Here is a 25,127-nt window from a genome sequence, read left to right as displayed (position 1 = left end):
CCCTCGCCCGCCAGGAGGGACGCCCCTCCTCCTCGGGGCGGAGAATGCGCGGGACCCGGGGCGGACCGGCCGCCCGCGAGCGAACGCATAGGCTGGGGCCATGGTGGATCCCGGAACCGTCGTCAACGTCATCAAGCAGGCCCGGGACCGGCGGACGGCACCGCTGATCCTGGAGCTGGACCTCACCGAGGGGATCGTGGAGACCGCGCCCGCGGACCCGATCTCGGCGATCATGTCCATGCGCCGGACGAACCTGCGCGACGTGCTCGACGGGCTGCGCCGCGCCCGGTCCGACCACCGGGTGAAGGCGCTGGTGGTGAAGGTGACCGGCGGCGTCGGGCTGGCGCTCGCCCAGGAGCTGCGCGAGGCCGTCGGGGCGCTGCGGGAGGCCGGCAAGCTCACCGTCGCCTGGGCCGAGACGTTCGGCGAGGGCGGCCACGGCACCGTCCCGTTCTACCTCGCGACCGGGTTCGACAAGGTGTACCTGCAGCCGACCGGGGAGGTCGGGCTGACCGGCGTCGCGCTGGAGGAGCCGTTCTTCGCGGGCGCGCTGGAGAAGGCGGGCGTGCGGCCCCGGTTCGCCAAGCGCTACGAGTACAAGACCATGGCGAACACCTTCATGGAGAAGGCGTACACGCCGGAGCACGAGGAGTCGTCGCGGCGGCTCGTCACGTCCCTCGGCGAGCAGATCACGGCGGGCATCGCGGCCGCCCGGGACCTGCCCGAGGACAAGGTCCGCGACCTCACCGACCGCGGGCCGCTGCTCGCCGGCGAGGCGCTGGAGGAGGGCCTCGTCGACCACCTCGGCTACCGCGACGAGGTCTACGCCTTCCTGCGCAAGGAGGTCGGCGCGGACGCGCAGCTCCGCTACGTCTCCCGCTACAACCGCACGCACGGCCTCGCGCGCCGCATCCCGCAGCCGGGCCGCCAGGACGTCGTCGCGCTGATCAACGGGCAGGGCCCGATCCGGCTCGGACGCTCCGGCCGCGGCGGGCCGCTGCCGAACTCCGGCCCCGCGATGGGCTCCGACACCGTCGGCGCCGCGTTCCGCGCCGCCGTCAAGGACGACCGGGTCAAGGCGATCGTGTTCCGCGTCAACAGCCCCGGCGGGTCCGCCGTCGCGTCCGACGCGATCTGGCGCGAGGTCGTCCTCGCCCGCCGCGCCGGCAAGCCGGTCATCGTCTCGATGGGCAACGTCGCCGCGTCCGGCGGCTACTACGTGTCGATGGCCGCCGACACGATCGTCGCGCAGCCCGGCACCATCACCGGCTCGATCGGCGTCGTCGTCGGCAAGGCCGTCGTGAACGACCTGCTGGAGCGCGTCGGCATCGGCCTCGGCTCGGTCGCCGACGGCGAGCACGCCCGCATGTTCAGCGCCACCAAGGACTTCAGCGACTCCGAGTGGGAGCGGATCAACGCGTCCCTCGACACGATCTACGAGGACTTCACCGCGAAGGTCGCCGAGGGCCGCGGGCTGTCCCGCGAGCGCGTCCACGAGCTGGCCCGCGGCCGGGTCTGGACCGGCGCCGACGCCCGCGACCACGGCCTGGTCGACGAGCTGGGCGGCCTCGACGGCGCGCTCGACCTGGCCCGCAAGAAGGCCGGGCTGCCCGCCGACGCGCCCGTCCGCTCCTACCCGCACGCCACGCCGCTGGAGCGGCTGCGCCCGCCGGAGTCCAGCGAGGACCGCACCGCCGCGTCCGCCCGGTTCGACGGCTGGGGCTCCCTCGGCGGCCTCGCCGCCCGCCTCGGCCTCCCGTCCGCCGGCCCGCTGACCCTGCCCGGCTCCTGGGAGATCCGCTGACACGGGAGGTCGGTCGGGTGTCGGTTGGTCGGGGAGGCGGGTCGGGTGTCGGTTGGTCGGGGTGAACAGGCGTTCGTCGAGGCGGTCGCGGGGTTCGCCACGGGGGTCGTCGTGCTGACCGTCCGGGACGGCCGCGACGACCTCGGCACGACGGTGACCTCGTTCATGTCGGTGTCGCTGGAGCCGCCGATGGTGCTGGCCGGCGTGGCGTCCTCGTCGTACCTGGCGGAGGTGCTGGCCCGCACCGACCGGTGGGCCGCGACGGTCCTCGGCGCGGGCCAGCGCGCGCTCGCGGGGCGCTTCGCCGCCGAGGGGCGCCCGAGCGCCCGCCTGCTGCTCGCCAGTGAGCCGCACCATCGCGGCGAGCATTCCGGCGCCCTCGTCCTCGAATCGGGCCTCACGGCCCTCGAATGCGAGACGCGCCAGTGCGTCGAGGCCGGTGACCACATGCTGTTCGCCGCCGAGGTCCTCGCCACGGACTACATCGCCCGCGACCGGCAGCCCCTCATCAGGGTCAACCGCCGCTACCTCGCCCTGTCCTGACGCCGCCGGGCGTGCAGGTCTGTCACCCGTGGGCGTCCACCCGGCTGCCCCGCTTCCATACGGCGTGAGTCAGGGGCACGCCGGGACGGTAGGCGAGGTGGATGTACGACGGCGCGTCCAGCACGTGGACGTCCGCGCGCGCGCCGACGGCCAGATGGCCGACGTCGGTGCGCCGCAGGGCGCGGGCTCCGCCTGCCGTGGCGGACCAGACGGCTTCGGCCGGGGTCATGTGCATGTCGCGGACGGCCACGGCGACGCAGAAGGCCATGCTGGAGCTGTAGCAGGAGCCGGGGTTGCAGTCGGTGGCGAGGGCGACCGTGGCGCCGGCGTCCAGGAGGCGGCGGGCGTCCGGGTAGGGCTGGCGGGTGGAGAACTCGACGCCGGGCAGCAGGGTCGCGACCGTGCGGGACGAGGCGAGCGCGTCCACGTCGGCGTCGCCGAGGAAGGTGCAGTGGTCGGCGGACGCGGCGTCGAGCTCGACGGCGAGGCGCACGCCCGGCCCCTCGCCGAGCTGGTTGGCGTGCAGCCGGGGCATGAGCCCGGCCTTGATCCCGGCCCGCAGGACCTCGCGGGCCTGGTCGGCGTCGAACGCGCCCCGCTCGCAGAACACGTCCACCCAGCGGGCGTGCGGCGCGCAGGCGGCGAGCATGTCGGTCGCGGCCAGGCGCGTGTAGGCGGCGGCGTCGTCGCGGTACTCGGACGGGACGACGTGGGCGCCCAGGTAGGTGACCTCGTCGGCGATCTCCGCGGCGATGCGGACGGCGCGCTCCTCCTGGTCGACCGTGAGGCCGTAGCCGGACTTGCACTCGACGGTGGTCGTCCCCTGCCGGGCCATCTCGCCGACCAGGCGGCGGAGGTTGGCGCGCAGGGCGTCGTCGGACGCGGCCCGGGTGCGTTCGACGGTGGTGCGGATGCCTCCGGCGGCGTAAGGGCGCCCGCTCATCCGGGCGGCGAACTCCTCGGCGCGCTCGCCGGCGAAGACGAGGTGGGCGTGGGAGTCCACGAAGCCGGGGAGGACGGCGCGCCCGGCGGCGTCGAAGACCTCGTCGGCGGCGGGGACGCCGGACGCGGGGCCCGTCCAGGCGACGGCGCCGTCCTCGATCACCAGCGCGGCGTCCCGGACGATGCCGAGCGGCCCGTCGCCCCGGCCGGGGTCGTTGGTGACCAGTTCCCCGATGTTGGTGATGGCGGTGCTCAACCGGGCTCCTCGCGGGTGGCGGACTCGACGGCGGCGGCCAGCGCGCCGGGCACGTCGTCGACCAGCAGATGGCGGCCGTCGTGCACGATCTGGCGGCCGGACACGACGACGTGGCGGACGTCGGCGGCGGTGGCGGCGAAGACGGCGGCCTCGGCGGCGTGCGCGGGCCCGGCGCCCGCGGTACGGACGGAGTCGAGCGCGACGGTGACGAGGTCGGCGTAGGCGCCGGGTTCGAGGCGGCCGGCCTCGGGCCAGCCGAGCGCGTAGTGGCCGTTGGACGTGGCGGCGGCGAGCAGCTCGCCGGCGGTCCAGTGGCCGCGGACGCGGGTGCGGAGCCGCTCGTCGAGCTCGACGGCGCGGGCCTCCTCGAACAGGTCGACGACGGCGTGCTGGTCGGAGCCGAGGCAGATCGGGGCCCCGGCATCGGCGAGGCCGCGGGCGGGGCCGATGCCGTCGGCGAGGTCGCGTTCGGTGGTCGGGCACATGCACACGCCGGTCGTGGTGGCGCCGAGCAGGCCGATGTCGTCGCCGGTGAGGTGGGTGGCGTGGACGGCGGTGCTGAGCGGGCCGAGGGCGCCCGCCTCGGCGAGGAGGCGCGCGGGCGTCACGCCGTAGGCGTCGACGCACGCGGTGTTCTCGGCAGGCTGCTCGGACAGGTGGACGTGCAGCGGCGCCCGGTGCTCCTTCGCCCAGGACGCGACGGCCCGCACCTGCTCGCGCGGGACGGCGCGGACCGAGTGGATCGCGGCGCCGACGCGGGCGTGCAGCCGGCCCGCCTTGTCGGTCTGCTCGTAGAGGGTGTCGACGCGGCGGGCCCAGTTCCCGGCGGTGCCGTCGCCGAACCGCAGTTGCGGGCCCTTGAGGGGCTGCCCGATGCCGCCGGTGAGGTAGCAGGTGTCCAGCAGCGTGATCCGGATGCCCGCGTCGGCGGCGGCCGCGATCAGCGCCTCGCCCATCGCGTTCGGCGCGTCGTAGGGGGCGCCGCCGGGGCGGTGGTGCAGGTAGTGGAACTCGCCGACGCAGCTGATCCCGGCGAGCGCCATCTCGGCGTACACGGCCCGGGCGAGCGCCCGGTAGGAGTCGGGGTCGAGCCGGTCGGCGACCCGGTACATCTGCTCGCGCCACGTCCAGAACGTCCCCCTGTTCGTCTGGACGCGGGAGCGGAGCGCGCGGTGGAACGCGTGCGAGTGCGCGTTCGCGAGGCCCGGCAGGGTCAGGCCGGGCAGGTGCTGGGCGCGCGGCGGGGCCGGGACGCCGCGCGTCAGGCTCGTGATCCGTTCGCCGTCGGCCTCGATCAGGACGTCCGCCGCCACCCCGTCTCCGAGCCAGGCGAACTGGGCATGCCATTGCATATCGGGTTCCCTACCCGCGGGCCAGGTCGTCCAGTACCGCGGCGAGGGCCTCGACTCCGGCGAGGCAGTCGGCGGTCTCGGCGTGCTCGGCGGGCGCGTGCGACACGCCGGTGGGGTTGCGGACGAACAGCATCGCGGTGGGCAGCCGGGCCGACAGGACGCCCGCGTCGTGCCCCGCGCCGGTCGGCAGGACGGGCGCGCCGCCCAGCGTCCTGACCACCCGGTCGCGCAGGGCCAGGTTGAAGTCGACGATCTCGGTGTAGGACTCCTCCGCGAGCTCCACCGTCACCCCGTGGGGGCGGGCGGCCTCGCGCGCCGCCGCGCCGACCTCCTCCACGGTCTTCCGCACGGCGGCGTCGGCGGGCCCGCGCGCGTCGAGCCAGGCGGTGACGGACGACGCGATCGCGTTCACCCCGCCCGGGACGATCCGGGCCTTCCCGACCGTCGCCACGGTCCCGTTGCGCTCGGCGGCGTCCCGGGCGGCGAGGACCATCCCGGCGAACGGGATCATCGGGTCGCGGCGGTCGGCGAGCGCGGTCGTCCCGGCGTGGTTGCCCTCGCCCGCGAACCCGAACCGCCACCGCCCGTGCGGGACGATCGAGCTCGCCACCCCGACCGGCCCGGCGAGCGCCCGGCCCTGCTCCACGTGTAGCTCGACGTAGCAGGCGACGCGTCCGAGCAGGTCGTCGTCGGATCCGATCGCTTCGGGGTCGAGCCCGGCGCCGTGCAGCACCTCGGCGAACGTGCGGCCGTCGGCGTCGGTGAGGGACCGCGCCCGCGCCGGGTCGATCGCGCCGGCGAGCAGCCGCGACCCGAGGCAGGCGACCCCGAACCGGGCCCCCTCCTCCTCGGCGAACGCCGCGATCCCGATGGGCCGGCGCGGGACCGCGCCGCGCTCGCGCAGCAGGTCGACGGCGGCGAACGCGGACACGATCCCGAGCGGCCCGTCGAACGCGCCGCCGCCGGGCACCGAGTCCAGGTGGCTGCCCGTCAGCACGGCCTGGTCACGAGTGCCGTCGTCGGGATACCACCAGGCGATCATGTTGCCGTTGCGGTCGTGCTCCAGCGGCATCCCGCGGCGGCGCGCCTCCCCGGCGAACCAGGCGCGGCACTCCAGCTCCGGCGGCGTCCACGCGAACCGGTGATACCCGCCGGTGGCCGCGTCGCGCCCGATGGGCAGCAGGTCCGCCCACATCTCCTCGAAGCTCATCAGCCCTGCTGCATCGGGATGCGGACGCCGCGCTCGGCGGCGACCTCGGCGGCGCGGTCGTAGCCGGCGTCGACGTGCCGCATGACGCCGGTGCCGGGGTCGTTGGTCAGGACGCGCTGGAGCTTCTCGCCGGCGAGGGCCGTCCCGTCGGCGACGCAGACCTGCCCGGCGTGGATGGAGCGGCCGATGCCGACACCGCCGCCGTGGTGGATGGACACCCACGTCGCGCCGGACGAGGTGTTGAGCAGCGCGTTCAGCAGCGGCCAGTCGGCGATGGCGTCCGAGCCGTCCTTCATGCCCTCGGTCTCCCGGTAGGGGCTGGCGACCGATCCGCAGTCGAGGTGGTCGCGGCCGAGCACGATCGGCGCGCTGATCTCGCCGCGCGCGACGAGGTCGTTGAAGACCTCGCCGGCCTTGTCGCGCTCGCCGTAGCCGAGCCAGCAGATCCGCGACGGCAGGCCCTGGAAGTGCACCTTCTCCCCCGCCATCCGGATCCACCGGGTCAGCGGCTCGTTGTCGGGGAACAGGTCGAGGATCGCCTTGTCGGTGCGGGCGATGTCCTTCGGGTCGCCGGACAGCGCCGCCCACCGGAACGGGCCCTTGCCCTCGCAGAACAGCGGCCGGATGTAGGCGGGGACGAACCCGGGGAACTCGAACGCGCGCGCGTAGCCGGCGAGCTGCGCCTCGCCGCGGATCGAGTTGCCGTAGTCGAAAACCTCGGCGCCCGCGTCCTGGAACCCGACCATCGCCTCGACGTGCGTCGCCATCGACGCGCGGGCCTTGGCGATGAACCCGTCGGGGTCCTTGCCGCGCTCGGCGGCCATGTCGTCGAACGCGACACCGCTCGGCAGGTACATCAGCGGGTCGTGCGCGCTGGTCTGGTCGGTGACGATGTCGATCGGCGCGCCGCGCCGCAGCAGCTCGGGGACGATGTCGGCGGCGTTGCCGAGCACCGCGATCGACAGCGGCCGGCGGGCCGCCCTCGCCTCCTCGGCGAGGCGCAGCGCGTCGTCGAGCGAGTCGGCCTTCACGTCGCAGTACCGGTGCTCGACGCGCCGCTCGATGCGGGACGGGTCGCACTCGACGCAGATCGCGACGCCGCCGTTCATCGTGACGGCGAGCGGCTGCGCGCCGCCCATCCCGCCGAGCCCGGCGGTCAGCGTGATCGTCCCGGCGAGCGTCCCGTCGAACCGCTTCTCGGCGACGGCCGCGAACGTCTCGTAGGTGCCCTGGAGGATGCCCTGGGTGCCGATGTAGATCCACGACCCGGCGGTCATCTGCCCGAACATCGTCAGCCCGAGCGACTCCAGCCGGCGGAACTCCTCCCAGGTCGCCCACTGCGGCACCAGGTTGGAGTTGGCGATCAGCACGCGCGGCGCCCACTCGTGCGTCCGGAAGATCCCGACCGGCTTGCCCGACTGGACGAGCAGCGTCTCGTCGCCCTCCAGGTCGGCGAGCGACCGCACGATGCCGTCGAAGGCGTCCCAGCTGCGGGCCGCCCGCCCCGACCCGCCGTAGACGACGAGCTCGTCCGGGTGCTCGGCCACCTCCGGGTCGAGGTTGTTCTGGATCATCCGGAGGGCGGCCTCCTGCGGCCAGCCCTTCGCGGCGGTGAGCTTCGTGCCGCGCGGCGCGCGGACGGGACGGGGACCGGACATGTGCGGGCTCCTTAGGAGAGGGGGCCGGTGACGGATTCGGCGGCGGCGACGAGCGAGCCGTCCCGGACCATGGCGGCCGCGGCGGCGATCTCGGGCGCGAGGTAGCGGTCCGGGCCGGGCGGCGGGACGGCCTCCCGCAGCTTCGCGACGACGGCGGCGGTCGCGGGTCCGGGACGCAGCGGGCTGCGCAGGTCCAGCGCCCGCGCGGCGGTGAGGATCTCGATCGCGATCACCTGCGCCAGGCCGTCGACGGCGCGGCGTAGCTTGCGGGCGGAGTTCCAGCCCATGGACACGTGGTCCTCCTGCATCGCCGAGCTCGGGATCGAGTCGGCGGACGCGGGGGCGGCGAGCCGTTTCAGCTCCGAGACGATCGCGGCCTGCGTGTACTGGGCGATCATGTGGCCGGAGTCGACGCCGGGGTCGTCGGCGAGGAACGCCGGCAGCCCGGACGAGCGGCCCTTGTCGAGCATCCGGTCGGTGCGCCGCTCCGACATGGACGCGACGTCCGCGGTGGGGACGGCGAGGAAGTCGAGCACGTAGGCGATCGGCGCGCCGTGGAAGTTGCCGTTCGACTCGACCCGGCCGTCCGGCAGCACCACGGGGTTGTCGACGGCGGACGCCAGCTCCCGCCCGGCGACCAGCTCGGCGTGCGCGAGGGTGTCGCGGGCGGCGCCGTTGACCTGCGGCGAGCAGCGCAGCGAGTAGGCGTCCTGCACGCGGGTGCAGTCGGGGCCGCGGTGCGACTCCATGATCTCGGAGGCGGCCAGCAGCGCCCGCAGGTTCGCGGCGGACGCGCCCTGCCCCGGATGCGGCCGCAGCGCCTGCAGGTCGGCGGCGAACACCCGGTCGGTGCCGAGCAGCGCCTCGACCGACATCGCGGCGGCGACGTCGGCGGCGGTCAGCAGCCCGTGCAGGTCGCGGATGGCGAGGACGAGCATGCCGAGCATGCCGTCCGTCCCGTTCAGCAGGGCGAGGCCCTCCTTGGCGCCGAGCTTGACCGGCGTGATGCCCTTCTCCGCCAGCGCCTCGGCGGCGGGCTTCAGCTCGCCGTCCGCGTCCCGGACCCGCCCCTCGCCGATCAGCGCCAGCGCGACGTGCGCGAGCGGCGCGAGGTCGCCGGAGCAGCCGAGGCTCCCGTGCTCGAACACCTGCGGCGTGATCCCGGCGTTCAGCAGCTCGGCCAGCGTCCGCGCGGTCACGGGCTGCACGCCCGTCCGGCCGGTCGCGAGGGTGCGCAGGCGCAGCAGCATCAGCGCCCGGACGACCTCCCGCTCGACCTCGGCGCCCGACCCGGCGGCGTGCGAACGGACGATGTTGAGCTGCAGCTGCGCCCGCATCTCCGGCGGGATGTGCCGGGTCGCGAGCGCCCCGAACCCCGTCGAGACCCCGTAGACCGGCAGCGGGCGCGCCGACAGCTCCTCGATGTGCGCCCGCGACTCCCCGATCAGCGTCAGCGCCTCGTCCGTCAGCGAGACCGCCGCGCCGTCCCGCGCCACCGCCACGACCTGCTCGAACGACAGCGGATCCGGACCGACCCGAACACTCGTGTCTCCCATGACGAAACCCATACCCACGATTCCACCCGCCTGGGGCGGGCGGGGGCAGCCCCGGACGGGGAGATCTGTCTCGGATACGAGACAATTCGGGGATGAGCCAGGTCCCGGCCGCCCGCCGCGCGCTGGCGGTGCTGCGCCTGCTGGCCGCCGCGCCCGGCCCGCTGCCCGCCTCCGCGATCGCCCGCGCCCTGGACCTGCCCCGCTCCAGCACCTATCACCTGCTCACCGCGATGGCCGAGGACGGCTTCGTCACCGCCATCCCCGAGGAGCGCCGCTGGGGCCTCGGCGTCGCCGCCTTCGAGATCGGCTCCGCCTACCTGCGCCACGAGCCGCTCGAGCGCCTCGCCCGGCCGCTGCTGCGCCGCCTCGTCGACGGCGTCGGGGAGATCGCCCAGCTCGGCGTCCTGCACGGCGCGGAGACCCTCTACCTGCTGAAGGAGCAGCCGCCCCGGCACGCGACGCTCGTCACCGACGTCGGCGTGCGGATGCCCGCCCAGCTCACCGCGAGCGGCCTGTCGCTGCTCGCGCACCTGCCGCCCGCGCAGGTCAGGGCCCTGTTCCCCGGCCGCTTCGTGAACCGCACCGGGCGCGGTCCGGCGTCCCTGCGCGAGCTGCGCCGGGTCCTCGCCGAGGACGCGCGGCGCGGCTGGTCGTCGGAGGACGGCTACATCACCGAGGGCTTCGCCAGCATCGCGGCCTGCGCGTTCGACCACACGGGGCACCCCACCGCCGCCGTGGCGCTCACGTTCCGCCGCGACCGCCACCCGCCCGAGACCTGGCCCGACCTCGCCGCCCCCGTCCGGGCGGCCGCCGCCGCCCTGACCGGCCGCCTCACCGGCCGCCCGCCCTCCTGACTCAGTCGTCGAAGGGCGCGCGCGGCGACTCGGGCGACCACCGGATCCTCCCCATGCCCACGAATCCGGCGACGCCCACCACGATGCCCGCCCACGTCCAGGCGGGAAGGCCGTCGAGCCGCGCGCACGAATGCGGCTTGTGCGCGCGGTGGAGCGTGTAGGCGGTCGTCCCCCGCACGTGCGCCTTCACCGAGTCCTCGTGCGTCGGCCCGTCCGTCCCGGTCTCGCCCTCGATCTCCCCCTCCGTGCCCTCCAGCCGCCCGCTGACCTGATGCCCGCCGATGGTCCAGGTCACCGAGTCGCAGGCCGCCTTGTCGTCGGAGGCGGCCAGGGAGCCGCGATGGCCCGTGGTGCACTCGCCCGTGATCGACACGTTCACGACCGGCGCGCGGTGGTAGGCGTCGCTCGGGTCGTGGCTGAGCGAGCCGACGAGCTTCAACAGGAACAGCGACGGCCCCGCGGCGGCCAGGGCGATCGCGGCCAGCGCCGTCGCCCTCCGCAGGACGAGCCGGACCGCACCTCCCGGTTCGCGCCACGCATGCGTGGGCACCGCGGTCGTGGCCTGCCCGTAGAGGCCCGCGGCGGCCACGACGCCGATCATCCCGCCGAGGAAGAGGACCAGCCAGAGGTAGAAGTCGTGGCCGAGGAAGAACGTGAAGATCAGGCCGCCGAGTCCGGCGAGGGCGGGCAGCCCGCCCACGAAAGCGCAGATCCCCATCACGATCTGCAGGCCCTTGGCCGACGGGGTGTCCGGCAGGTCGTCGCCGTCCTTCTTCCGCTCCGCCGTCTCCGCCACCCGGCGCTCCCGCCCGTCGCCACCGCGCGGCCGTTCCGCGCTCCGGGCGGAAGATTACGATCATGCGATTACAGACCGCTTACAGCGCCGGTCGGCCGCAGCCGACGGGGCCGCCGGGGCCGGGTCAGCAGGTGCCGGCGAGGCGGCGGCGGGAGCGGAGGGAGGCGAGCTGGAGGCGGCGTTCGGGCGCCACCTTCGCGTACTCCATGCCCATGACCCGCATGCCCCGGCGCTCGGCGAGCGCGGCGAGCGCGTCGTCGGCGAGGGCGAGGAACTGGAGGCGGTGGCGAAGCGCGACGGCGTCCAGGTCGTGGACGAGGGCCTGGTCGAGGCGGTCGATGGCCTCGCCCGAGCGGCGCCACACCCCGCCGGTCTCGCCCGCGAACGCGCCGATCAGCGCGTCCAGGGAGAGCGCCATCCGGGCGGTGACCGCGTGCAGGATCCGCTCGGCCTCCGCCGGGACGGCGGGCGAGGCGGCGGCGATCTCCCGGACGTAGCCGGTGACGGTGGTCAGCGCCATCAGCGTCTCGGCGTCCACGTGGCCGGATCCGCCGGTCGGGCGGCGGACGATCGGCCGCAGGATCGCGTTCAGCCGGAACAGGGCCTGGTCGACGGCGCGGGACGCGCTGCTCAGCCGGACGTCCCCGGGTTCGCGCGGCCGCGCGCCGGCGTCGGCGATCAGGTCGCGCACGGCCGACAGGTGCCCGCGGACCGCCTCGTCGATCATCCTGCGGGTGCCGACGGGCAGCAGTACCAGCCCGACCAGCACGGCCGTGAGGGCGCCGACCATGTTCTCCGCGAGGCGCAGCAGGATCAGCGACGTGTGGAAGTCCGTCGTGAACGCGTAGAGCTGGACGAGCGCGACGACCAGCCCGATGACCCACCAGGTGTAGTGCGAGGCGATCGAGTACGCGCCGACGGTCAGCCCGGCGACGACCAGCAGCAGGCTGATCCACGGGTGCGCGGCGCCGAGCAGCTCGAACGACGCGACGCCGAGCGCGCCGCCCGCGACGGTGCCGAGCGCGCGCTGCCAGGTCTTGCGGACGCGCTCGTAGGTGGTGTTCGTGCCGGTGAAGATGATCATGACGCCGATCGCGGCCCAGTAGAAGCGCCGGCCGCTGATCAGGTCGCCGATCGGCACCGCGATCGAGATCGCCACCGCCACCTGCAGGGCGGTCCGCAGGTGCGGGGAGACCCGGAGCCGCCGCCACGCGCCGCCGGGGCCGTCCGAGGCGAGGAGCCGCTCCGCGACCGGCCCGGACCCGAGGACGGCCTGCCCGGCGCTCAGCACGACCGGCGACTGGAACGGCGCCCCGTCGCCCCGGTCCGGCGCGGCCCGCCCGGCGTCCACCCATTTCCGGGACGTCCGGGACAGGTCGGTCAGCAGCACGGCCAGATGGTGGACGAGCGAGGAGGTCCGGACGTCGGCGGGCGGGCCGCCGGCGCGCCGCCGGTCCAGCCATCCGACCAGGTCGCGGGCCGCGCGCTCGTCGAACTCCGCCCCGGCGCCGCCGGCGGAATAGGAGCGGAGCGCCGAGGTGACGCGGGCGCGCAGGCCGGCGGGCGGGTCCAGGGCGTCCAGCTCCCGGACGGCGCGGCCGACGGCCTGCACCGCCAGCTCGGTCTCGAACAGGAGCCGGTGCAGGCGCTCGGCCTCCCCGGTGGTGCCGGGCTGGGCGAGCAGTCCGTCGGCGACCAGCGCGGACTCGTTCAGCCGGGACTGCCGGCGGCGGAGCCGGCGCAGCGCGCGCTCACGGTCCGCCCCGGCGTCCAGGAGGTCCGCGGCGGCGCCGGTCACGTCGGCGGCGCACGCGAGGAAGGCCCGCTGGATCCGCGCCAGCGCCTTGGCGGGCGCGGGGCGGCACAGCGCGAGCCGGGCGGCGATCGACGCCGCGAGGCCCGCGGCGGCGATCGCGGCCATCGGCCCGAACTCGGTCAGCGGCATCGGCAGCAGCAGGCCGCTCAGATATCCGGCGAACAGGACGGCGCCCGCGTCGTTGCCCCACGGTGCGAAGCGCGCCGCGTAGAACTGCGCGAACAGGACCGGGACCAGCGCCGCCAGGCCCAGGAACCGGTGCGGGTGCAGCATCATGCTCAGGTAGAGGGCGGCGACGAACGGCGCGTACACGGCCGCCGCGCGGGCCGTCGCCCGTCCCGTGCCGTTGTCGGCGATCAGCAGCGAGGTCAGCATCGCCGGCAGCGCGCCGAGCATCAGCCCGAGGAACGCCGGTTCGCCGAGGGCGCCTGCGACGCCGTATCCCGCCGCCATCCCGGCCGGGAGGCCGACCAGCATCCGCCGCGCGGCCTGGAGGCGCGCCAGCCCGAGATCGCTCGCCAGCGCCCACCTCTCCAGCCGCCGCGCCAGGCCCCTGGCGCCCGTCCGCCCGTTGTCCGGCAGCAGTTCGCGTTCCTCTCCAAAGAATCCTTAGCCACGCTTACTATCTCTCTCGATCATAACCGCCCCGAGCACATGCCCCACACCTAGGAAGATTAAGAATTTGCCTAATAGCTCTAGGCAGACTACCGTCGCGGGCATGAGACCCCTGACCGAACGCGACATCCGCACGTCCTTCGTCAACTGCTCCAAGGGCGAGGCCAAGCGGCTCGGCCTGCCCAAGGACTTCGCGGACCTCCCCTGGGACGACCTGGACTTCCTCGGCTGGCGAGATCCCGGGGCGCCCGAGCGCGCCTACCTGGTCGCCGACCGCGACGGCAGCCTCGTCGGGATCGCGCTGCGCGGCACGTCCGGCACCTCCCGCGGCTTCACCGCGCGCAGCCTGTGCTCGGTCTGCCTCACCACGCGGACCGGCGGCGGCGTCGCCCTGATGACCGCGCGCCGGACCGGCGAGGCGGGACGCCAGGGCAACACCGTCGGCCGCTACCTCTGCACGGACCTCGCCTGCTCGCTCTACGTGCGCGGGAAGAAGCAGGCCGCGGTCGGCGGGGACCTCGACGAGTCGCTGACCCTGGAGGAGAAGGTCGCCCGCACGCGGGCCAACCTGCACGCCTTCCTCGACAAGGTGGCCGCCTGACCGGCGCTCCCGGCCAGACCCCCGGGGCGCCGGCCGGCGGCGGAGAGCCGGGCATTATCGCCATTCGGCGACCGCCGCCCCATCGGTCGGCCTTTTCCGGCCTCGGCGGGATATCCGCTGAAGTCGGGCGAACTTTTAGGGCAAGATGATTCCATGCTCGATCGCGGAATCCACGGAAAGCCGCGCCGTGGCCACGGTGGGCATTGGAATGGTCACGAGACGCGGCCGCGGCCGGTCACCGGAACGCGGCGCGGGCGCACGACGGCCGGTGCGGCCGGCGCCCGCCTCCGTAGCCCAACGGTAGAGGCGAACTCCTTAAAAGAGTTGAGGTGTCGGTTCGAATCCGACCGGAGGCACCTGGGATCGCCGCATTCCGCGGTGGTCGTCCGACGACCGCCGCGAGCCGGCTGCCGGCGGCGGTGGACGGCGCGCTGGGGCTGAAGGCCGGAACCGCCACGGAACGCAGGCGCCTGACGCTCGCAGCCGAGCCGATGCCCTGGCGGGAAGCGGGCTCCCGAGGCCCCGCATCGGAGGCGGGGCCGCCCTGGCCGTGAGCCTCGTCCGCTCGCTTCCCGGCGCGGCGTCCGACGTCCGTGACCAGGCATTCCGGCCGCGGCATCGCGAAGAGCACCGGCTACGGGCTGAGCACCGACACGGTCGGACCGGCGGATCGGAGCGCAGTTCCGGCAATTCGTCGACCACACGCCGGCGTGAATTCGGCGCCGGTCCGGCGGTATGCCCACGACATGGGCATGAAAGTGCATTTCCAGACCGGCATGCTTGCGCTTTCACCGCCGTTGAAGCCCTATCTCGGCGATATCGACACCTCCAGTCCCCGGTTGTGGTCGGTGTCGCCGGCCGGGACCACCGCTTCAAGATCAAGGTGACGGCGTTCCCCTCCTGCGGACCGCGTTTGCCCCGGCCGGTACTGGTACGACTTCTGGACCGAGCCGGGGCCGCGCGCCTTCGGCCCCCAAGGCGTCGACCGGCCGTCAGTTGAGCCTGAAGCGGGACACGAAGTTCCAGATGACGGCATTGGCGTCGATGTCCTGGGTGGTGCCGCCGAGCAGCGGCCCGAGGTAGGGCGTGCCGCCGGGCCAGTTATGGCCGCCGCCCTTGACCTGGTAAAGGATCACCGGCGCGGCGGCCGGGCAGCCGTTGTAGGCGTGCTCGGTGACGGTGGTGCCGTCGGACGGGTGCGTGTCGGGCAGGTCGGTGTCGGTCGTGGTGGTCCCGCAGCCGTTGTCGCGGGCCCAGAAGGGGGCCGCGGCCGTCGCGGTCGCGTACGGGACGATCGGGTCGGCGTCACCGTGGATCATCAGCATGGGCACGGCGCGCCCGGGATGGCAGGCGGCCTGGTCCTGGAGCTGGCCGGAGACCGGGGCGAAGGCGGCGAACCGCCTGTTCTCGCAGGCCAGCTTGCTGGTGAAGAATCCGCCGTTGCTCATGCCGGAGGCGTAGAGGCGTCGCGGATCGGCGTGGAAGCGCTGGACGAGGACGTCCTGGAGCGCGGACACGAAGCCGGGGTCGTCGACGTCCTGGCCCGGCTGGCCGCCCGCGACGCCCTGCCAGCCGGTGCCGTAGTGCTCGGGCGTGATCATGATGAAGCCCCGGGTCCGGGCGTAGTCGGCCATCCGGCCGAAGAACTCGGCGAACAGCGGCGTCTCGAACAGGCCCGGGAAGTGGAACAGGGCCGGGAGGGGCCGGCCGTCGTAGCCGTCGGGCAGCCGGAGGATCGCCACCCGCCGCTGCCCCGCGTGGAGAAGGTGGATCGCGTGGTCGCCGGGGTCGGGGTGGCGGTCTTGGACGGTGAAGCCGACCGTCCGGGTGGACGAGCGGCCGCCGGTCCGCACCGTTCCCCGCCCCTGCCAGGTCACGGTCCCGTCCGACGGGGCCCGCACCCCGCCCGCGATGTTCGCGGACACCTGCACCCCGGCGGCCGGGTCCTGGAGGCCGAACGTCCCGGACAGGCCGGCGAGCGAGCGCGACAGCGCGAACCGGACGGTGGCCTTCCCGCCCTCGGCCCCGCGCAGCGTCCCCTGGCCCTGGACCTTGGTCGTGTTGTAGTCGGGCGTGGCGTCGAGGACGGCGATCCCGCCGGAGAGCAGGCCGCCGTCGAGCCGGTAGGCGGGCGCGCCGCCGACGGTGATCGTGATGCGGTCGGGAGGCAGGGCGTCCGCCCGCGCGGCCGGCGCCGCCGCGACCGCGGGCACCGCGAGCGCGGTGCAGGTCAGCGCCGCCACGGCGGCCAGGTTCCGGGCGCGGAAGAGGGGCGGGGTTCGACGGGCGATGAGGGGATGCGGGCGCATGGCCGTCCTTCCTGCGGGCGTCCCCCGGTCGCCGCCGCGTGCCGCCGGGTCCGGTTCCCGGCCGTCATGGCCCGAGGGTAGGGACGCGCGCCCCGCCTGCGCTGCTCATGAAAGCGACACCGTGGCCCCCGCCCTTTGCGCACCCGGTGACAAAATGGAGCGATGCCCGACGACCGCTCGCTGCGGACGACCTTCGACAAAGCGGCCGCCCACTATCAGGCCGCGCGCCCCGATTACCCGGCCGGACTGTACTCCGACCTGATCGCGCTCACGGGCATCGAGCCGCCCGCGCACCTGCTCGAAGTCGGCTGCGGCCCGGGAAAGGCCACGCTGCCGCTGGCGCGGATGGGGTTCCGGATCACCGCGGTCGAACTCGGCGCCGCTCTGGCGGCCGAGGCGCGCCGCCGGCTCGCGGGCTTCGCCGACGTCTCGGTGATCACGGCGCCGTTCGAGCGGTGGGAGCCGCCGGGCGGCGTCCACGTCGATCTCGTCTACGCGGCCACCGCCTGGAAGTGGGTGGATCCGGAGGTCAAGTACGCCAAGGCCGCTTCCCTCCTCGCCCCGGGCGGTCACCTGGCCGTCTGGAACGCCGAGCACGCCTTCCCCCCGGGATTCGACCCCTTCTTCGCCGAGATCCAGCGGGTCTACGACGAGATCGGCGAAGGCGACGGCGCTTCCTGGCCACCGCCACCGCCCGAGGCCCGCCGGGACCCCACCGCCGCAGAGTTCGAGGCGTCCGGGCACTTCGCGGCCGTCGGGACGCGGCTTCACGTCTGGGCCCGCCGCTATACGGCGGACGAGTACATCGCCCTGCTCGACACCTTCTCCGGTCACATCGCCATGGAGCCCGCCAAACGACGGCACCTCTACGGCGAGATACGCCGCCGGCTCGGGGCCCGGCCCGATGGGCGGGTCACCCGGCACTGGTCCGCCGTCCTCACCGTGGGCCGTCGCCGCTGACCCGCGCGGACCGCTACGGCGGGGGCGGCGCGGCGATCAGGGCGAGGACGTCGGAGGTGGGGCGGACGTCGCCGAAGGAGCGGTAGACGGTGTTCAGCGTGGCGTTGTGCTCCGCGTCGCGGCGCGCCGCGTTCGCGTCCGCGACCATGATCACGCGGAGGCCGAGGGCGGACGCGTCGCGCGCCGAGGACTCGCAGCACACGTTGGTGACGGTGCCGGTGATCAGGACGGTGTCGACGCCCCGGTCTTCCAGGAGGCCCGGCAGGGGGCACCTGCCGGGGAAGAAGGCGCTGGGCGCCGTCTTCTCGACGAACAGGTCGGACGGGCGGGCGTCGAGGTCCGGCCAGAGGCGGCCGGGCAGCGGGCCGGTCCCGCCGCTGGTGCGGTAGAGCTCGGCCGTCGCGGGGCCGTAGAACTCCTCGGCGGCCGGCGTCCGCTCGGGGGCCCCGGGCAGGACCCACGCGACGGTGCCGCCCGCCGAGCGCAGGGCGCCGGCCAGTGCGCCGATGTTCGGCACGATGCCGCGCGCGTACCGGTTGCCGGACACGAAGAAGGGCACCATGTCGATCACCACGAGCGCCGTGCGGGACGGCGCGAGCCGGTCGAACGCGAACCGGCGACCGCGCCGGGCCTCGTGGCGCGCGTACTCGCGGGGGTCGATCCGCCAGTCGTGCACCGGTTCCTCCGCTCGTGAGGAAGGCGGAAGCCCGCCGCGCGGTGCGCGGCGGGCTTCGCGGGGGCGGGTCAGGCGAGGCCGTTCTTGGTCAGCCAGTCCTTGGCGACCTTCTCCTGGTCGTCCTTGTCGATCGCGATCCGCTTCATCATGTCCAGCAGGTCCTGGGTGGTGAGCTTGGCGGAGACGGCGTTGAGCGCCGCCGTGGCCTGCGCGTTCACCGCGGACTTGTTGACCAGCGGCGTCACGTTCTGCGCGCTGAAGACGTGCTGCGGGTCCTCCAGCACGACGAGCTTCTTCTGCACGATGGTCGGGTCGGTGGTGAACAGGTCCGCGGCCTGGATCTTGTCGTCGGCGAGCAGCTTGACCAGGGTGGCCTGGGCGCCCGCGTCGAACGGCTGGAACTTCTTGAAGTCCAGGCCGTACACCTTCTTCAGGCCGACGAGGCCCTGCTGGCGGGTCTTGAACTCCGACGGGCCGCCGATCGTGAGCTGGTTCGCGACCGGCTTGAGGTCGGCGATGCTCTTCAGGTGGTACTTGGACGCGGTCTGCGGGTTGACCGTGACCGAGTCCTTGTCCTCCGCCTGCGCCGAGTTCAGGACCTCCACCGAGGAGGGCAGCTTCGCCTTGAGGGCGGCGTTGACCTCGTCGGTCGTGGACGCGGTGCTGGTCTTGTCGACCGAGGTGGTCAGCAGCGCGCCGTTGTACTCGGGCATCACGCCGATGCCGCCCTTGACGACCTGGTCGTAGTAGATCTCGCGGGCACCGATGTTGAACTTGCGGGTCACCTTGAGGCCCTTGGCCTCCAGCGCCTGCGCGTACAGCTCGCCGATCAGGTTGGACTCGGGGAAGTTGGCGCCGCCGACGGTGATGGTGCCCTTGGCGGCGCCGCCGCCGGACAGCGGGTTCTTGTCGTCGCCGCCGCCCCCGCCGCCGCAGGCCGACAGCGTCAAGGCGGCCACGAGGCCGACGGCCGCGCCACGGATGATGTGCTTCATGGGTTTTCCTTCTGTTGAAAAAGGGTCAGGAGGAACGGGCGGAGCCGAGCAGGCCCGGCGAGACGACGAGGCGGCGCAGCGCCGCGAAGACCAGCTGGACGATCAGCGCGAGCAGCACCACCAGCACCGTCCCTCCCACCACCAGCTGGTAGTCGTTGCGGGCGAGGCCGTCGATGATGTAGCGGCCGAGGCCGCCGAAGCCCGGGTAGGCGGCGATCGTGGCGGTGGCGACCACCTGGATCGCCGACGTGCGCAGCCCGAGCAGGATCAGCGGCAGCGCCATGGGCACCTCCGCGCGCCACAGCACGCCCCAGCCCGTCATGCCCATGCCCCGCGCGGCGTCCTTGGCGTCGGGGTCGACGCCGCGGATGCCCTCGAACGTGTTGACCAGGATCGGCGGGACGGCGAGCGCCACGAGCGCGACCAGCACCGGGGTGATGCTGTAGTCGACGACGACGATGAACAGCACGAGGCCGAACGTCGGGATGGCGCGGGCGATGTTCGCGACGCTGACGGCGGCGAACCCGCCGCGTCCGGTGTGCCCGACGAGCAGGCCGAACGCGAGACCGATCACCGCGGCGCACAGCAGCGAGACGCCGCTGTAGTACAGGTGCTGGAGCAGGCGGTGGGGGATGCCGTCGTCGCCGTGCCACTGCGCGGACGCGGTCAGCCAGTTCCAGGACAGGTCGATCTGGTTCCACAGCTTGTTCATGACGTCCCTCGCGCTCTGGCCCAGGGGGTGAGCAGCCGCTGGACGGTGACCAGGATCGCGTCGGTGACCAGGGCCAGCACGACGATCAGCACGGACGCGGCGACGATCTGGGTCTGGAACTGCAGCTGGTAGCCGCGGATGATGTCGTAGCCGAGCCCGCCCTGGCCGACGAGCTGGCCGATGGCGACGAGGCTGATGGACGACACCGCGGCGACCCGGACGCCGGCGATGACGATCGGCACGGCGATCGGCAGCTCGACGCGCAGCAGCCGGCGCAGCGGCCCGAAGCCCATCGCGGTGGCGGCCTGCCGGACGGGCTCGGAGACCGAGCCGAGGCCGTCCACGACGTTCGGGATGAGCACCGACAGGCTGTAGAGCGTCAGCGGGATCATCACCGTCGACTGCGACAGCCCCGTGTACTGGATGAAGACCATGAACAGCGCGAGCGACGGGATCGCGTACAGCAGGTTCGAGACCGTCAGCAGCGGGGGGTACAGCCAGCGCCAGCGGCGGCACGCGACCCCGGCGGGCAGCGAGATGAGCAGCCCGAACAGCACCGGCAGCAGCGCGAGCCGCACGTGGATGAGGGCGTGGTCGCCGAGCGTGCCGGTGTGGTCGCCGATCCAGCCCCAGTCGATGTCCATCAGTCGCCGGCACCGCCCTTCGCGGGCGCGGGGTCCTCGGCGGGGGCCGTGTCATCGGCGGGGACCTTGCCACCGGCGGGGACCGGGGCGACGGGGTCGTCCCCGCGGAAGCCGTGGGTGGGGACGGCGAGCAGGTCGGCGCCGCCCGCGGTGCCGAGGACGGCTCCGGAGCCGTCGACGGCGACCGCCAGCCCGGCCGGGGACAGCACGGCCGCGTCGAGCGCGGCCCGCACGGAGTCCTCGCCGGGGCGGAACGTGGCGCCGAGCGGCGCGAGCGGGGCCTCCCCCAGCGGGCCGGTGACCTGGCCGGGGCGCACCCAGCCGAGCGGGCGCCGGTCCCCGTCGACCACGAGCGCCCAGTCCAGGGCGGCGGCGTCGGCGGCGTCCGCGGTCGCCGGGCGGATCGCCTCCTCGCTCAGCGGCAGGCCGCCCGTGGCGGCGAAGGACAGGGTGCGGATGCCCCGGTTCTGACCGATGAACCCGGCGACGAAGTCGTCGGCGGGGTGGGCGAGGAGGTCCTCGGGCGCGTCGACCTGGACGAGCCTCCCGCCGGTCTGGAACACCGCGACGCGGTCGCCGAGCTTGATCGCCTCGTCGATGTCGTGGGTGACGAAGACGATCGTCTTGTGCAGCTCGTCCTGCAGCCGCAGGAACTCGTCCTGCAGCTCGGCGCGGACGACGGGGTCGACGGCGCTGAACGGCTCGTCCATCAGCATGATCGGCGGGTCGGCGGCGAGGGCGCGGGCGACGCCGACGCGCTGCTGCTGCCCGCCGGACAGCTGGAACGGGTAGCGCCGGGCCATCGAGGGGTCGAGGCCGACCCGCTCCATCAGCTCGTGCGCGGCGGCGCGGGCCTTCTTCTTGTTCCAGCGCAGCAGGTACGGGACGGTGGCGATGTTGTCCTCGATGGTGCGGTGCGGGAACAGCCCGGCGTGCTGGATGACGTAACCGATGCCGCGCCGCAGCTCGGCGGGCTTGCGCTCGCGGACGTCGCCGCCGTCGATGAGCACGCGCCCGGAGGTGGGCTCGACCATGCGGTTGATGGTCCGCAGCGCGGTGGTCTTGCCGCCGCCGGAGGTGCCGACGAACACGGTGATGCGCCCGGTCGGGCATTCCAGGCTCACGTCGTCCAGGGCGACGGTGCCGTCCGGGTAGCGCTTGGTCACGCCCTCAAAGGTGATCAAACGATTCACGTCCTCGTTGGGCGTCGCAACGCCGATGATCGACTTCGGCCTTCTCCCCAACCGTAACCAATGTGTACCGTCTCGTCAGAGTCCCGCCTTGTCCGGAACGTCGGTTCTTGAGGATAACTACCTGAAATTAGGGGAAAGTAGCGTAGCCCCGTGGAGAACAGCCGAATCGTTATCGACGGGACCTCGCTGACCTGCTCTCAGGTGGTGGTCGCGGCCCGCGAGGATGTGATGGTCGCCATAGCGCCGGACGGGGTGGAGCGGGCCCGCGCGGCCTGGCGGGTGGCCCGCGAGGTCGCCGGCTCCCAGCCCGTCTACGGGCGGACGACCGGCGTCGGCGCCAACCGCGTCGTGGACGTCGAATGGGAGGACGCCGACGCGCACGGGCTGCGGCTGCTGCGCAGCCACGCGGCCGGAGCGGGCCCGCTGGTCGCGCCGGAGATCGTCCGCGCGATGCTGACCGTCCGGCTGAACCAGATCGCGGCGGGCGGCTCGGGCGTCGAACCTGGAGCGCTCCAAGCACTGGCGGACGTCCTCAACCTGGGGCTCCTCCCGCCCGTCCCGGTGTACGGGGCGATCGGCACGGGCGACCTGACCGCGCTGGCGTCGACCGCGCTGTGCCTGCTCGGCGAGCGGTCCTGGCTGGCCGGGCCGGAGGGGGCGCCGGAGCGCGGCCCCGGCTACCGGCTCCAGTCCGCCGACGCGCTGGCCTTCATCAGCTCCAACGCCGCGACGCTCGGGGAGGCGGCCCTCGCGGTGGCCGACCTGCGGCGGATGCTGCGCGCGTCGACGGTCGTGGCCGCGCTGTCGCACTTCGCCGTCCGGGCGTCGGAGGAGCCGTACGCGCCGCCCGTCCAGGACGCGTGCCCCCACCCCGGCCAGCGGGACGCGGCCGACGCGATGCGCACCCTGCTCGCCTTCGACCGGCCCGCCCCCATGCGCATCCAGGACCCGTACGGCTACCGGGCGTTCCCGCAGGTCCACGGCCCGGCACTGGAGGCCGCCGGGTACGCTGAGCAGGTCGTCACCCGGGAGATCAACGCGGCCTCCGAGAACCCGCTCGTGGACGTCGCCGGGCGGACGGTCTGGCACAACGGCAACTTCCACACCGCCTACGTCGGGCTCGCGCTCGACACGGCCCGCGCCGCGCTGTTCCAGACGATGGCCCTGGCGGCCGCGCGGCTCGGCACGCTCGCCGAGCCGTCGTTCACCGGCCTCTACCCGTTCCAGGGCGCCACCGAGGCGTCCTCGGGGATCATGATCCTGGAGTACGTCGCGCACTCCTGCCTCGCCGACGTGCGCCGGCTCGCCACCCCCGCCGCGCTCGGCAGCGCCGTGCTGTCGCGCGGCGTCGAGGAGCACGCGGGCTTCTCCACCCAGTCGGCCCGCGCGACCACCGACGCCGTCGCCGCCTACCGGCTCGGCCTCGGCTGCGAGCTGGTCGCGGCCGTCCGGGCGCTGCGGATGCAGGGGCGCGCCCCGTCCGGCGGGCCGCTGCGGTCGGCGTTCGACCTGGCCGAGGCCGTCCTCGACCCGCGCGTGGAGGACCGCCCGCTGGACACCGACATCGCCGTGGCCGCCGACCTCCTCCCCCGCCTCGCCCGCCTGCACCCTTGATCTCCACGATCCCGGCTGTGTCTCCACAACCCCGGCCCAAGGGACTCGCCTGGCGGCTCGCCCCTTGACCGTGCTTGGGCGAGCGCGAACTCGCTTCGCGAGCTTCCCGGGTGGGGCTCGCCTTCGGCTTCGCCCCACCGGTCAGATAACGCGCTCGCGCGATGGCTCGGGCGTCGGGGCGGCCCTCAGGGGTGGGGGCCGCCGGTGGAGGTGCGGACGCGGAGCGACGGCTCGCGCACCACGCGGCGCTTGCGGGGCTTGCCGTCGATGACGTCGACGATCAGCCGGACGGCCGCGTGCACGATGCCGTCGATGTCCCAGTCGACGGACGTCAGCGGCGGCGTGAGCAGCGCCGACATCGGATGGTCGTCGTAGCCGCACACCGCGATGTCGCCGGGGACGGCGAGGCCCAGCTCGCGGGTCGCGGCGTACACCCCGTAGGCGATGGAGTCGGCGAAGCAGAACACCGCCGTCGGCCGGTCGGAGCCGCCGAGCACGCGCAGCGCGACCTCGGTGGCCTCGGCGAGCGACTGCGGCGCCACCACCACGTCGACGCGCAGCCCGAGCCGCTCGGCCTCGGCGTTGACGTGCACGTCCGCGGGGCGGTCGGGGGTGCTCGCGCGGGTCGGGGTGAACACGGTGACGCGCTCGTGGCCGAGGTCGCGCAGGTGCTCCAGCGCGAGCGTGACGCCGCGCCGGTTGTCGAACACGACCTCGCCCTGCGACCGCCCGCCGTGCAGGGCGTCGCCGATCGACACCACCGGGACCGTCTCCGACAGCTCCGCCCAGAACGGCGCGGCCGGGTCGAGCGGCTGCACGATCAGCCCGTCCACCCGCTGGTCACGCAGCCGGCGGGCGAGCGCCAGCTCACGCTCGGGGTCGCCGCCGGCGTCGACGATCAGCGCGTAGCGGTCGCGGGCGAGCAGCGCCCGGCCGATGCCGGTGGCGAGGGACTGCTGCCAGTAGTCCTCCAGCGACCCGCACAGCAGCCCCACCTGGTCGGTGCGGCCGCTGGCCAGCGCGCGGGCGATGGGGTGCGCCTCGTACCCGAGCTCCTCGGCCGCCGCCCGGACCCGCTCCTGCGTCTCCTCCGAGGTCTGGATGCCGCGCAGCGCGTACGAGACGGCGGCGGGCGACAGCCCCGTCGCCTGGGCCACTTCACGGATGGTCGCGCGTTTGCGCCTCTCCGACATCCCTCCAACCCTAGACGGCCCCGCTGACAGAACGGGGGACCCCACTTGACGGGACGGTTGCTGAACCGTTTCACTGAAACGGTTAACTGATGCGGTTCAGAATCCGTCCCCGCTGTTCACACCGCGTCGTCCGTCCCGCATGGAAAGGAGCGCACCGTGTCCCACGATGTCCTGCCCCGCACCCCCGGCTTCGCGGACCTGCCCGCCCGCGCCCTCGGCAAGCGCGAGCTGCGCGCTCTGGTGGACGACCTCGCCGAGCGGCCGGAGCTGTGGCGGCGGCACGTCGAGTTCCCGGGCGACGGCCGCCGGCACTACGCCTCGCTCTACCGGGACGAGCACGTGGACGTGTGGCTGCTGTGCTGGACGCCGGACGACGACACCGGCTGGCACGACCACGACGTGTCCTCGGGCGCGGTGCGCGTCGTCAGCGGCGCCATCGAGGAGAGCAACCCGCGGATCGGCGGCGCGCACGCCAGCACGGTCGTCGCCGAGGGCGCCTCGTTCTGCTTCGGCCCGGACCACATCCACCGGCTCACCGGGGTGGCCGACGCCAGCGTCTCCATCCACGCGTACTCGCCGCCGCTGTGGCGGATGGGCCAGTACTCCATCGACGAGTCCGGCCTGATGCGCCGCCTGCCGGTCGGCTACGCCGACGAACTACGCCCCCAGGACACCCCCGCCTGACAGCGAGCAGCCACCCGAGGTATCACGCGAGCGCGCTATCTGACCGGTGGGGCGAAGCCGAAGGCGAGCCCCCATCGGGAAGCTCGCGAAGCGAGGTCGCGCTCGCCCAAGCAAGGTCAGGGTGCGAGCCGCCAGGCGAGCGCC

At 74.1% G+C, this 25,127-nt stretch carries 22 protein-coding genes and 1 tRNA gene; 9 read left to right on the top strand and 14 right to left on the bottom strand.

Translation table 11 applies throughout. The features are described 5' to 3' along the window. Positions 1-100 precede the first annotated feature (100 nt). Complete coding sequence (gene sppA / locus ABZ914_RS14395) at positions 101-1,804, top strand: signal peptide peptidase SppA (RefSeq protein WP_500193388.1); 1,704 nt, start codon at positions 101-103, stop codon at positions 1,802-1,804. Between the two features lie 45 nt (positions 1,805-1,849). Beyond that, positions 1,850-2,347: a flavin reductase family protein gene (locus ABZ914_RS14390; RefSeq protein ID WP_387032714.1), complete on the top strand. Its 498-nt coding sequence runs from the start codon at positions 1,850-1,852 to the stop codon at positions 2,345-2,347. A 22-nt stretch (positions 2,348-2,369) separates the two neighbouring features. Here the strand turns inward: ABZ914_RS14390 and hutI are convergent, their stop codons facing one another. The 5 genes from hutI to hutH are packed head-to-tail and all read right to left on the bottom strand — an operon-like array spanning position 2,370 to position 9,321. Beyond that, positions 2,370-3,545 carry an imidazolonepropionase gene (hutI, locus tag ABZ914_RS14385; RefSeq protein ID WP_500193387.1) on the bottom strand — a complete coding sequence of 392 codons (1,176 nt, stop codon included), beginning with the start codon at positions 3,543-3,545 and terminating at the stop codon, positions 2,370-2,372. Next, positions 3,542-4,897, bottom strand: coding sequence for a formimidoylglutamate deiminase (locus tag ABZ914_RS14380; RefSeq protein ID WP_500193386.1), 1,356 nt, complete (start codon positions 4,895-4,897; stop codon positions 3,542-3,544). The genes hutI and ABZ914_RS14380 overlap by 4 nt, the downstream gene beginning before the upstream one ends. 10 nt (positions 4,898-4,907) lie before the next feature. Beyond that, positions 4,908-6,107: an allantoate amidohydrolase gene (locus ABZ914_RS14375; RefSeq protein ID WP_500193385.1), complete on the bottom strand. Its 1,200-nt coding sequence runs from the start codon at positions 6,105-6,107 to the stop codon at positions 4,908-4,910. Beyond that, positions 6,107-7,765: a urocanate hydratase gene (gene hutU, locus ABZ914_RS14370; RefSeq protein WP_500193384.1), complete on the bottom strand. Its 1,659-nt coding sequence runs from the start codon at positions 7,763-7,765 to the stop codon at positions 6,107-6,109. The genes ABZ914_RS14375 and hutU overlap by 1 nt, the downstream gene beginning before the upstream one ends. 11 nt (positions 7,766-7,776) lie before the next feature. After that, entirely contained in the window at positions 7,777-9,321 is a 1,545-nt protein-coding gene (gene hutH / locus ABZ914_RS14365) for a histidine ammonia-lyase (protein ID WP_500193383.1), read from the bottom strand. A gap of 92 nt (positions 9,322-9,413) precedes the next feature. Here hutH and ABZ914_RS14360 point away from each other — a divergent pair, with 92 nt between their 5' ends. Then, positions 9,414-10,175, top strand: coding sequence for an IclR family transcriptional regulator (locus ABZ914_RS14360; RefSeq protein ID WP_190852276.1), 762 nt, complete (start codon positions 9,414-9,416; stop codon positions 10,173-10,175). Between the two features lies 1 nt (position 10,176). On the opposite strand, the gene ABZ914_RS14355 is transcribed toward ABZ914_RS14360, so the two are convergent. Then, positions 10,177-10,971, bottom strand: a complete 795-nt coding sequence (locus tag ABZ914_RS14355) for a hypothetical protein (RefSeq protein WP_500193382.1) — start codon at positions 10,969-10,971, stop codon at positions 10,177-10,179. A gap of 124 nt (positions 10,972-11,095) precedes the next feature. Next, the gene (locus tag ABZ914_RS14350; protein ID WP_500193381.1) at positions 11,096-13,264 is read right to left on the bottom strand and encodes an FUSC family protein; all 2,169 of its coding nucleotides are present in this window, start codon (positions 13,262-13,264) and stop codon (positions 11,096-11,098) included. Between the two features lie 241 nt (positions 13,265-13,505). Here ABZ914_RS14350 and ABZ914_RS14345 point away from each other — a divergent pair, with 241 nt between their 5' ends. The 3 genes from ABZ914_RS14345 to ABZ914_RS14335 all read left to right on the top strand — a co-directional run bounded on the left by ABZ914_RS14345 (position 13,506) and on the right by ABZ914_RS14335 (position 14,890). After that, positions 13,506-14,003: an FBP domain-containing protein gene (locus ABZ914_RS14345; RefSeq protein ID WP_500193380.1), complete on the top strand. Its 498-nt coding sequence runs from the start codon at positions 13,506-13,508 to the stop codon at positions 14,001-14,003. 283 nt (positions 14,004-14,286) lie between these two features. After that, a tRNA-Leu gene (locus ABZ914_RS14340) sits at positions 14,287-14,359 on the top strand. 237 nt (positions 14,360-14,596) lie between these two features. Beyond that, on the top strand, positions 14,597-14,890 hold the full coding sequence (locus tag ABZ914_RS14335) for a hypothetical protein (RefSeq protein WP_500193379.1): 294 nt from the start codon (positions 14,597-14,599) through the stop codon (positions 14,888-14,890). A 105-nt stretch (positions 14,891-14,995) separates the two neighbouring features. Here ABZ914_RS14335 and ABZ914_RS14330 read toward each other — a convergent pair whose 3' ends face one another. Further along, positions 14,996-16,312, bottom strand: a complete 1,317-nt coding sequence (locus ABZ914_RS14330) for a CE1 family esterase (protein ID WP_500193378.1) — start codon at positions 16,310-16,312, stop codon at positions 14,996-14,998. Between the two features lie 162 nt (positions 16,313-16,474). Between ABZ914_RS14330 and ABZ914_RS14325 the strand changes: the two genes are divergently transcribed. Beyond that, the gene (locus tag ABZ914_RS14325) at positions 16,475-17,272 is read left to right on the top strand and encodes a class I SAM-dependent methyltransferase (RefSeq protein ID WP_500193377.1); all 798 of its coding nucleotides are present in this window, start codon (positions 16,475-16,477) and stop codon (positions 17,270-17,272) included. Positions 17,273-17,285: 13 nt separating this feature from the next. Here ABZ914_RS14325 and ABZ914_RS14320 read toward each other — a convergent pair whose 3' ends face one another. The 5 genes from ABZ914_RS14320 to ABZ914_RS14300 form a co-directional block, all read right to left on the bottom strand. Next, positions 17,286-17,948 (bottom strand): isochorismatase family protein, encoded by a 663-nt coding sequence (locus tag ABZ914_RS14320; RefSeq protein ID WP_500193376.1) that lies wholly within the window; start codon positions 17,946-17,948, stop codon positions 17,286-17,288. Between the two features lie 68 nt (positions 17,949-18,016). After that, positions 18,017-18,943 carry an ABC transporter substrate-binding protein gene (locus ABZ914_RS14315; protein WP_500193375.1) on the bottom strand — a complete coding sequence of 309 codons (927 nt, stop codon included), beginning with the start codon at positions 18,941-18,943 and terminating at the stop codon, positions 18,017-18,019. Positions 18,944-18,968: 25 nt separating this feature from the next. Then, positions 18,969-19,655, bottom strand: coding sequence for an ABC transporter permease (locus ABZ914_RS14310; protein WP_433239137.1), 687 nt, complete (start codon positions 19,653-19,655; stop codon positions 18,969-18,971). After that, on the bottom strand, positions 19,652-20,299 hold the full coding sequence (locus tag ABZ914_RS14305; protein WP_190852295.1) for an ABC transporter permease: 648 nt from the start codon (positions 20,297-20,299) through the stop codon (positions 19,652-19,654). The genes ABZ914_RS14310 and ABZ914_RS14305 overlap by 4 nt, the downstream gene beginning before the upstream one ends. Then, the gene (locus ABZ914_RS14300) at positions 20,299-21,483 is read right to left on the bottom strand and encodes an ABC transporter ATP-binding protein (RefSeq protein WP_500193374.1); all 1,185 of its coding nucleotides are present in this window, start codon (positions 21,481-21,483) and stop codon (positions 20,299-20,301) included. Before ABZ914_RS14300 ends, ABZ914_RS14305 begins: the two co-directional genes overlap by 1 nt. A 159-nt stretch (positions 21,484-21,642) precedes the next feature. Between ABZ914_RS14300 and ABZ914_RS14295 the strand changes: the two genes are divergently transcribed. Beyond that, entirely contained in the window at positions 21,643-23,106 is a 1,464-nt protein-coding gene (locus ABZ914_RS14295; protein WP_500193373.1) for an aromatic amino acid ammonia-lyase, read from the top strand. 185 nt (positions 23,107-23,291) lie between these two features. On the opposite strand, the gene ABZ914_RS14290 is transcribed toward ABZ914_RS14295, so the two are convergent. Next, the gene (locus ABZ914_RS14290; protein WP_347256518.1) at positions 23,292-24,263 is read right to left on the bottom strand and encodes a LacI family DNA-binding transcriptional regulator; all 972 of its coding nucleotides are present in this window, start codon (positions 24,261-24,263) and stop codon (positions 23,292-23,294) included. A 192-nt stretch (positions 24,264-24,455) separates the two neighbouring features. Between ABZ914_RS14290 and ABZ914_RS14285 the strand changes: the two genes are divergently transcribed. Further along, on the top strand, positions 24,456-24,983 hold the full coding sequence (locus tag ABZ914_RS14285) for a cysteine dioxygenase (RefSeq protein ID WP_500193372.1): 528 nt from the start codon (positions 24,456-24,458) through the stop codon (positions 24,981-24,983). Positions 24,984-25,127 lie beyond the last annotated feature (144 nt).

It is taken from the genome of Spirillospora sp. NPDC046719, from assembly GCF_040645715.1.
Classification (GTDB): Bacteria; Actinomycetota; Actinomycetes; order Streptosporangiales; family Streptosporangiaceae; genus Spirillospora.
The sequence above is the reverse complement of the archived record's forward strand: the minus strand, read 5'-3'. Positions and strand labels throughout refer to the sequence as shown.

Bases quoted from the DNA above. Each gene is read 5' to 3' on its own strand.
- sppA (WP_500193388.1), top strand. From the start codon at position 101: ATGGTGGATCCCGGAACCGTCGTCAACGTCATCAAGCAGGCCCGGGAC.
- hutU (WP_500193384.1), bottom strand. From the start codon at position 7,765: ATGTCCGGTCCCCGTCCCGTCCGCGCGCCGCGCGGCACGAAGCTCACC.
- ABZ914_RS14345 (WP_500193380.1), top strand. From the start codon at position 13,506: ATGAGACCCCTGACCGAACGCGACATCCGCACGTCCTTCGTCAACTGC.
- ABZ914_RS14360 (WP_190852276.1), top strand. From the start codon at position 9,414: ATGAGCCAGGTCCCGGCCGCCCGCCGCGCGCTGGCGGTGCTGCGCCTG.
- ABZ914_RS14305 (WP_190852295.1), bottom strand. From the start codon at position 20,299: ATGGACATCGACTGGGGCTGGATCGGCGACCACACCGGCACGCTCGGC.
- ABZ914_RS14315 (WP_500193375.1), bottom strand. From the start codon at position 18,943: ATGAAGCACATCATCCGTGGCGCGGCCGTCGGCCTCGTGGCCGCCTTG.
- ABZ914_RS14325 (WP_500193377.1), top strand. From the start codon at position 16,475: ATGCCCGACGACCGCTCGCTGCGGACGACCTTCGACAAAGCGGCCGCC.
- ABZ914_RS14375 (WP_500193385.1), bottom strand. From the start codon at position 6,107: ATGAGCTTCGAGGAGATGTGGGCGGACCTGCTGCCCATCGGGCGCGAC.
- ABZ914_RS14350 (WP_500193381.1), bottom strand. From the start codon at position 13,264: ATGCTGGTCGGCCTCCCGGCCGGGATGGCGGCGGGATACGGCGTCGCA.
- ABZ914_RS14310 (WP_433239137.1), bottom strand. From the start codon at position 19,655: ATGAACAAGCTGTGGAACCAGATCGACCTGTCCTGGAACTGGCTGACC.
- ABZ914_RS14330 (WP_500193378.1), bottom strand. From the start codon at position 16,312: ATGCGCCCGCATCCCCTCATCGCCCGTCGAACCCCGCCCCTCTTCCGC.
- hutH (WP_500193383.1), bottom strand. From the start codon at position 9,321: ATGGGAGACACGAGTGTTCGGGTCGGTCCGGATCCGCTGTCGTTCGAG.
- ABZ914_RS14380 (WP_500193386.1), bottom strand. From the start codon at position 4,897: ATGCAATGGCATGCCCAGTTCGCCTGGCTCGGAGACGGGGTGGCGGCG.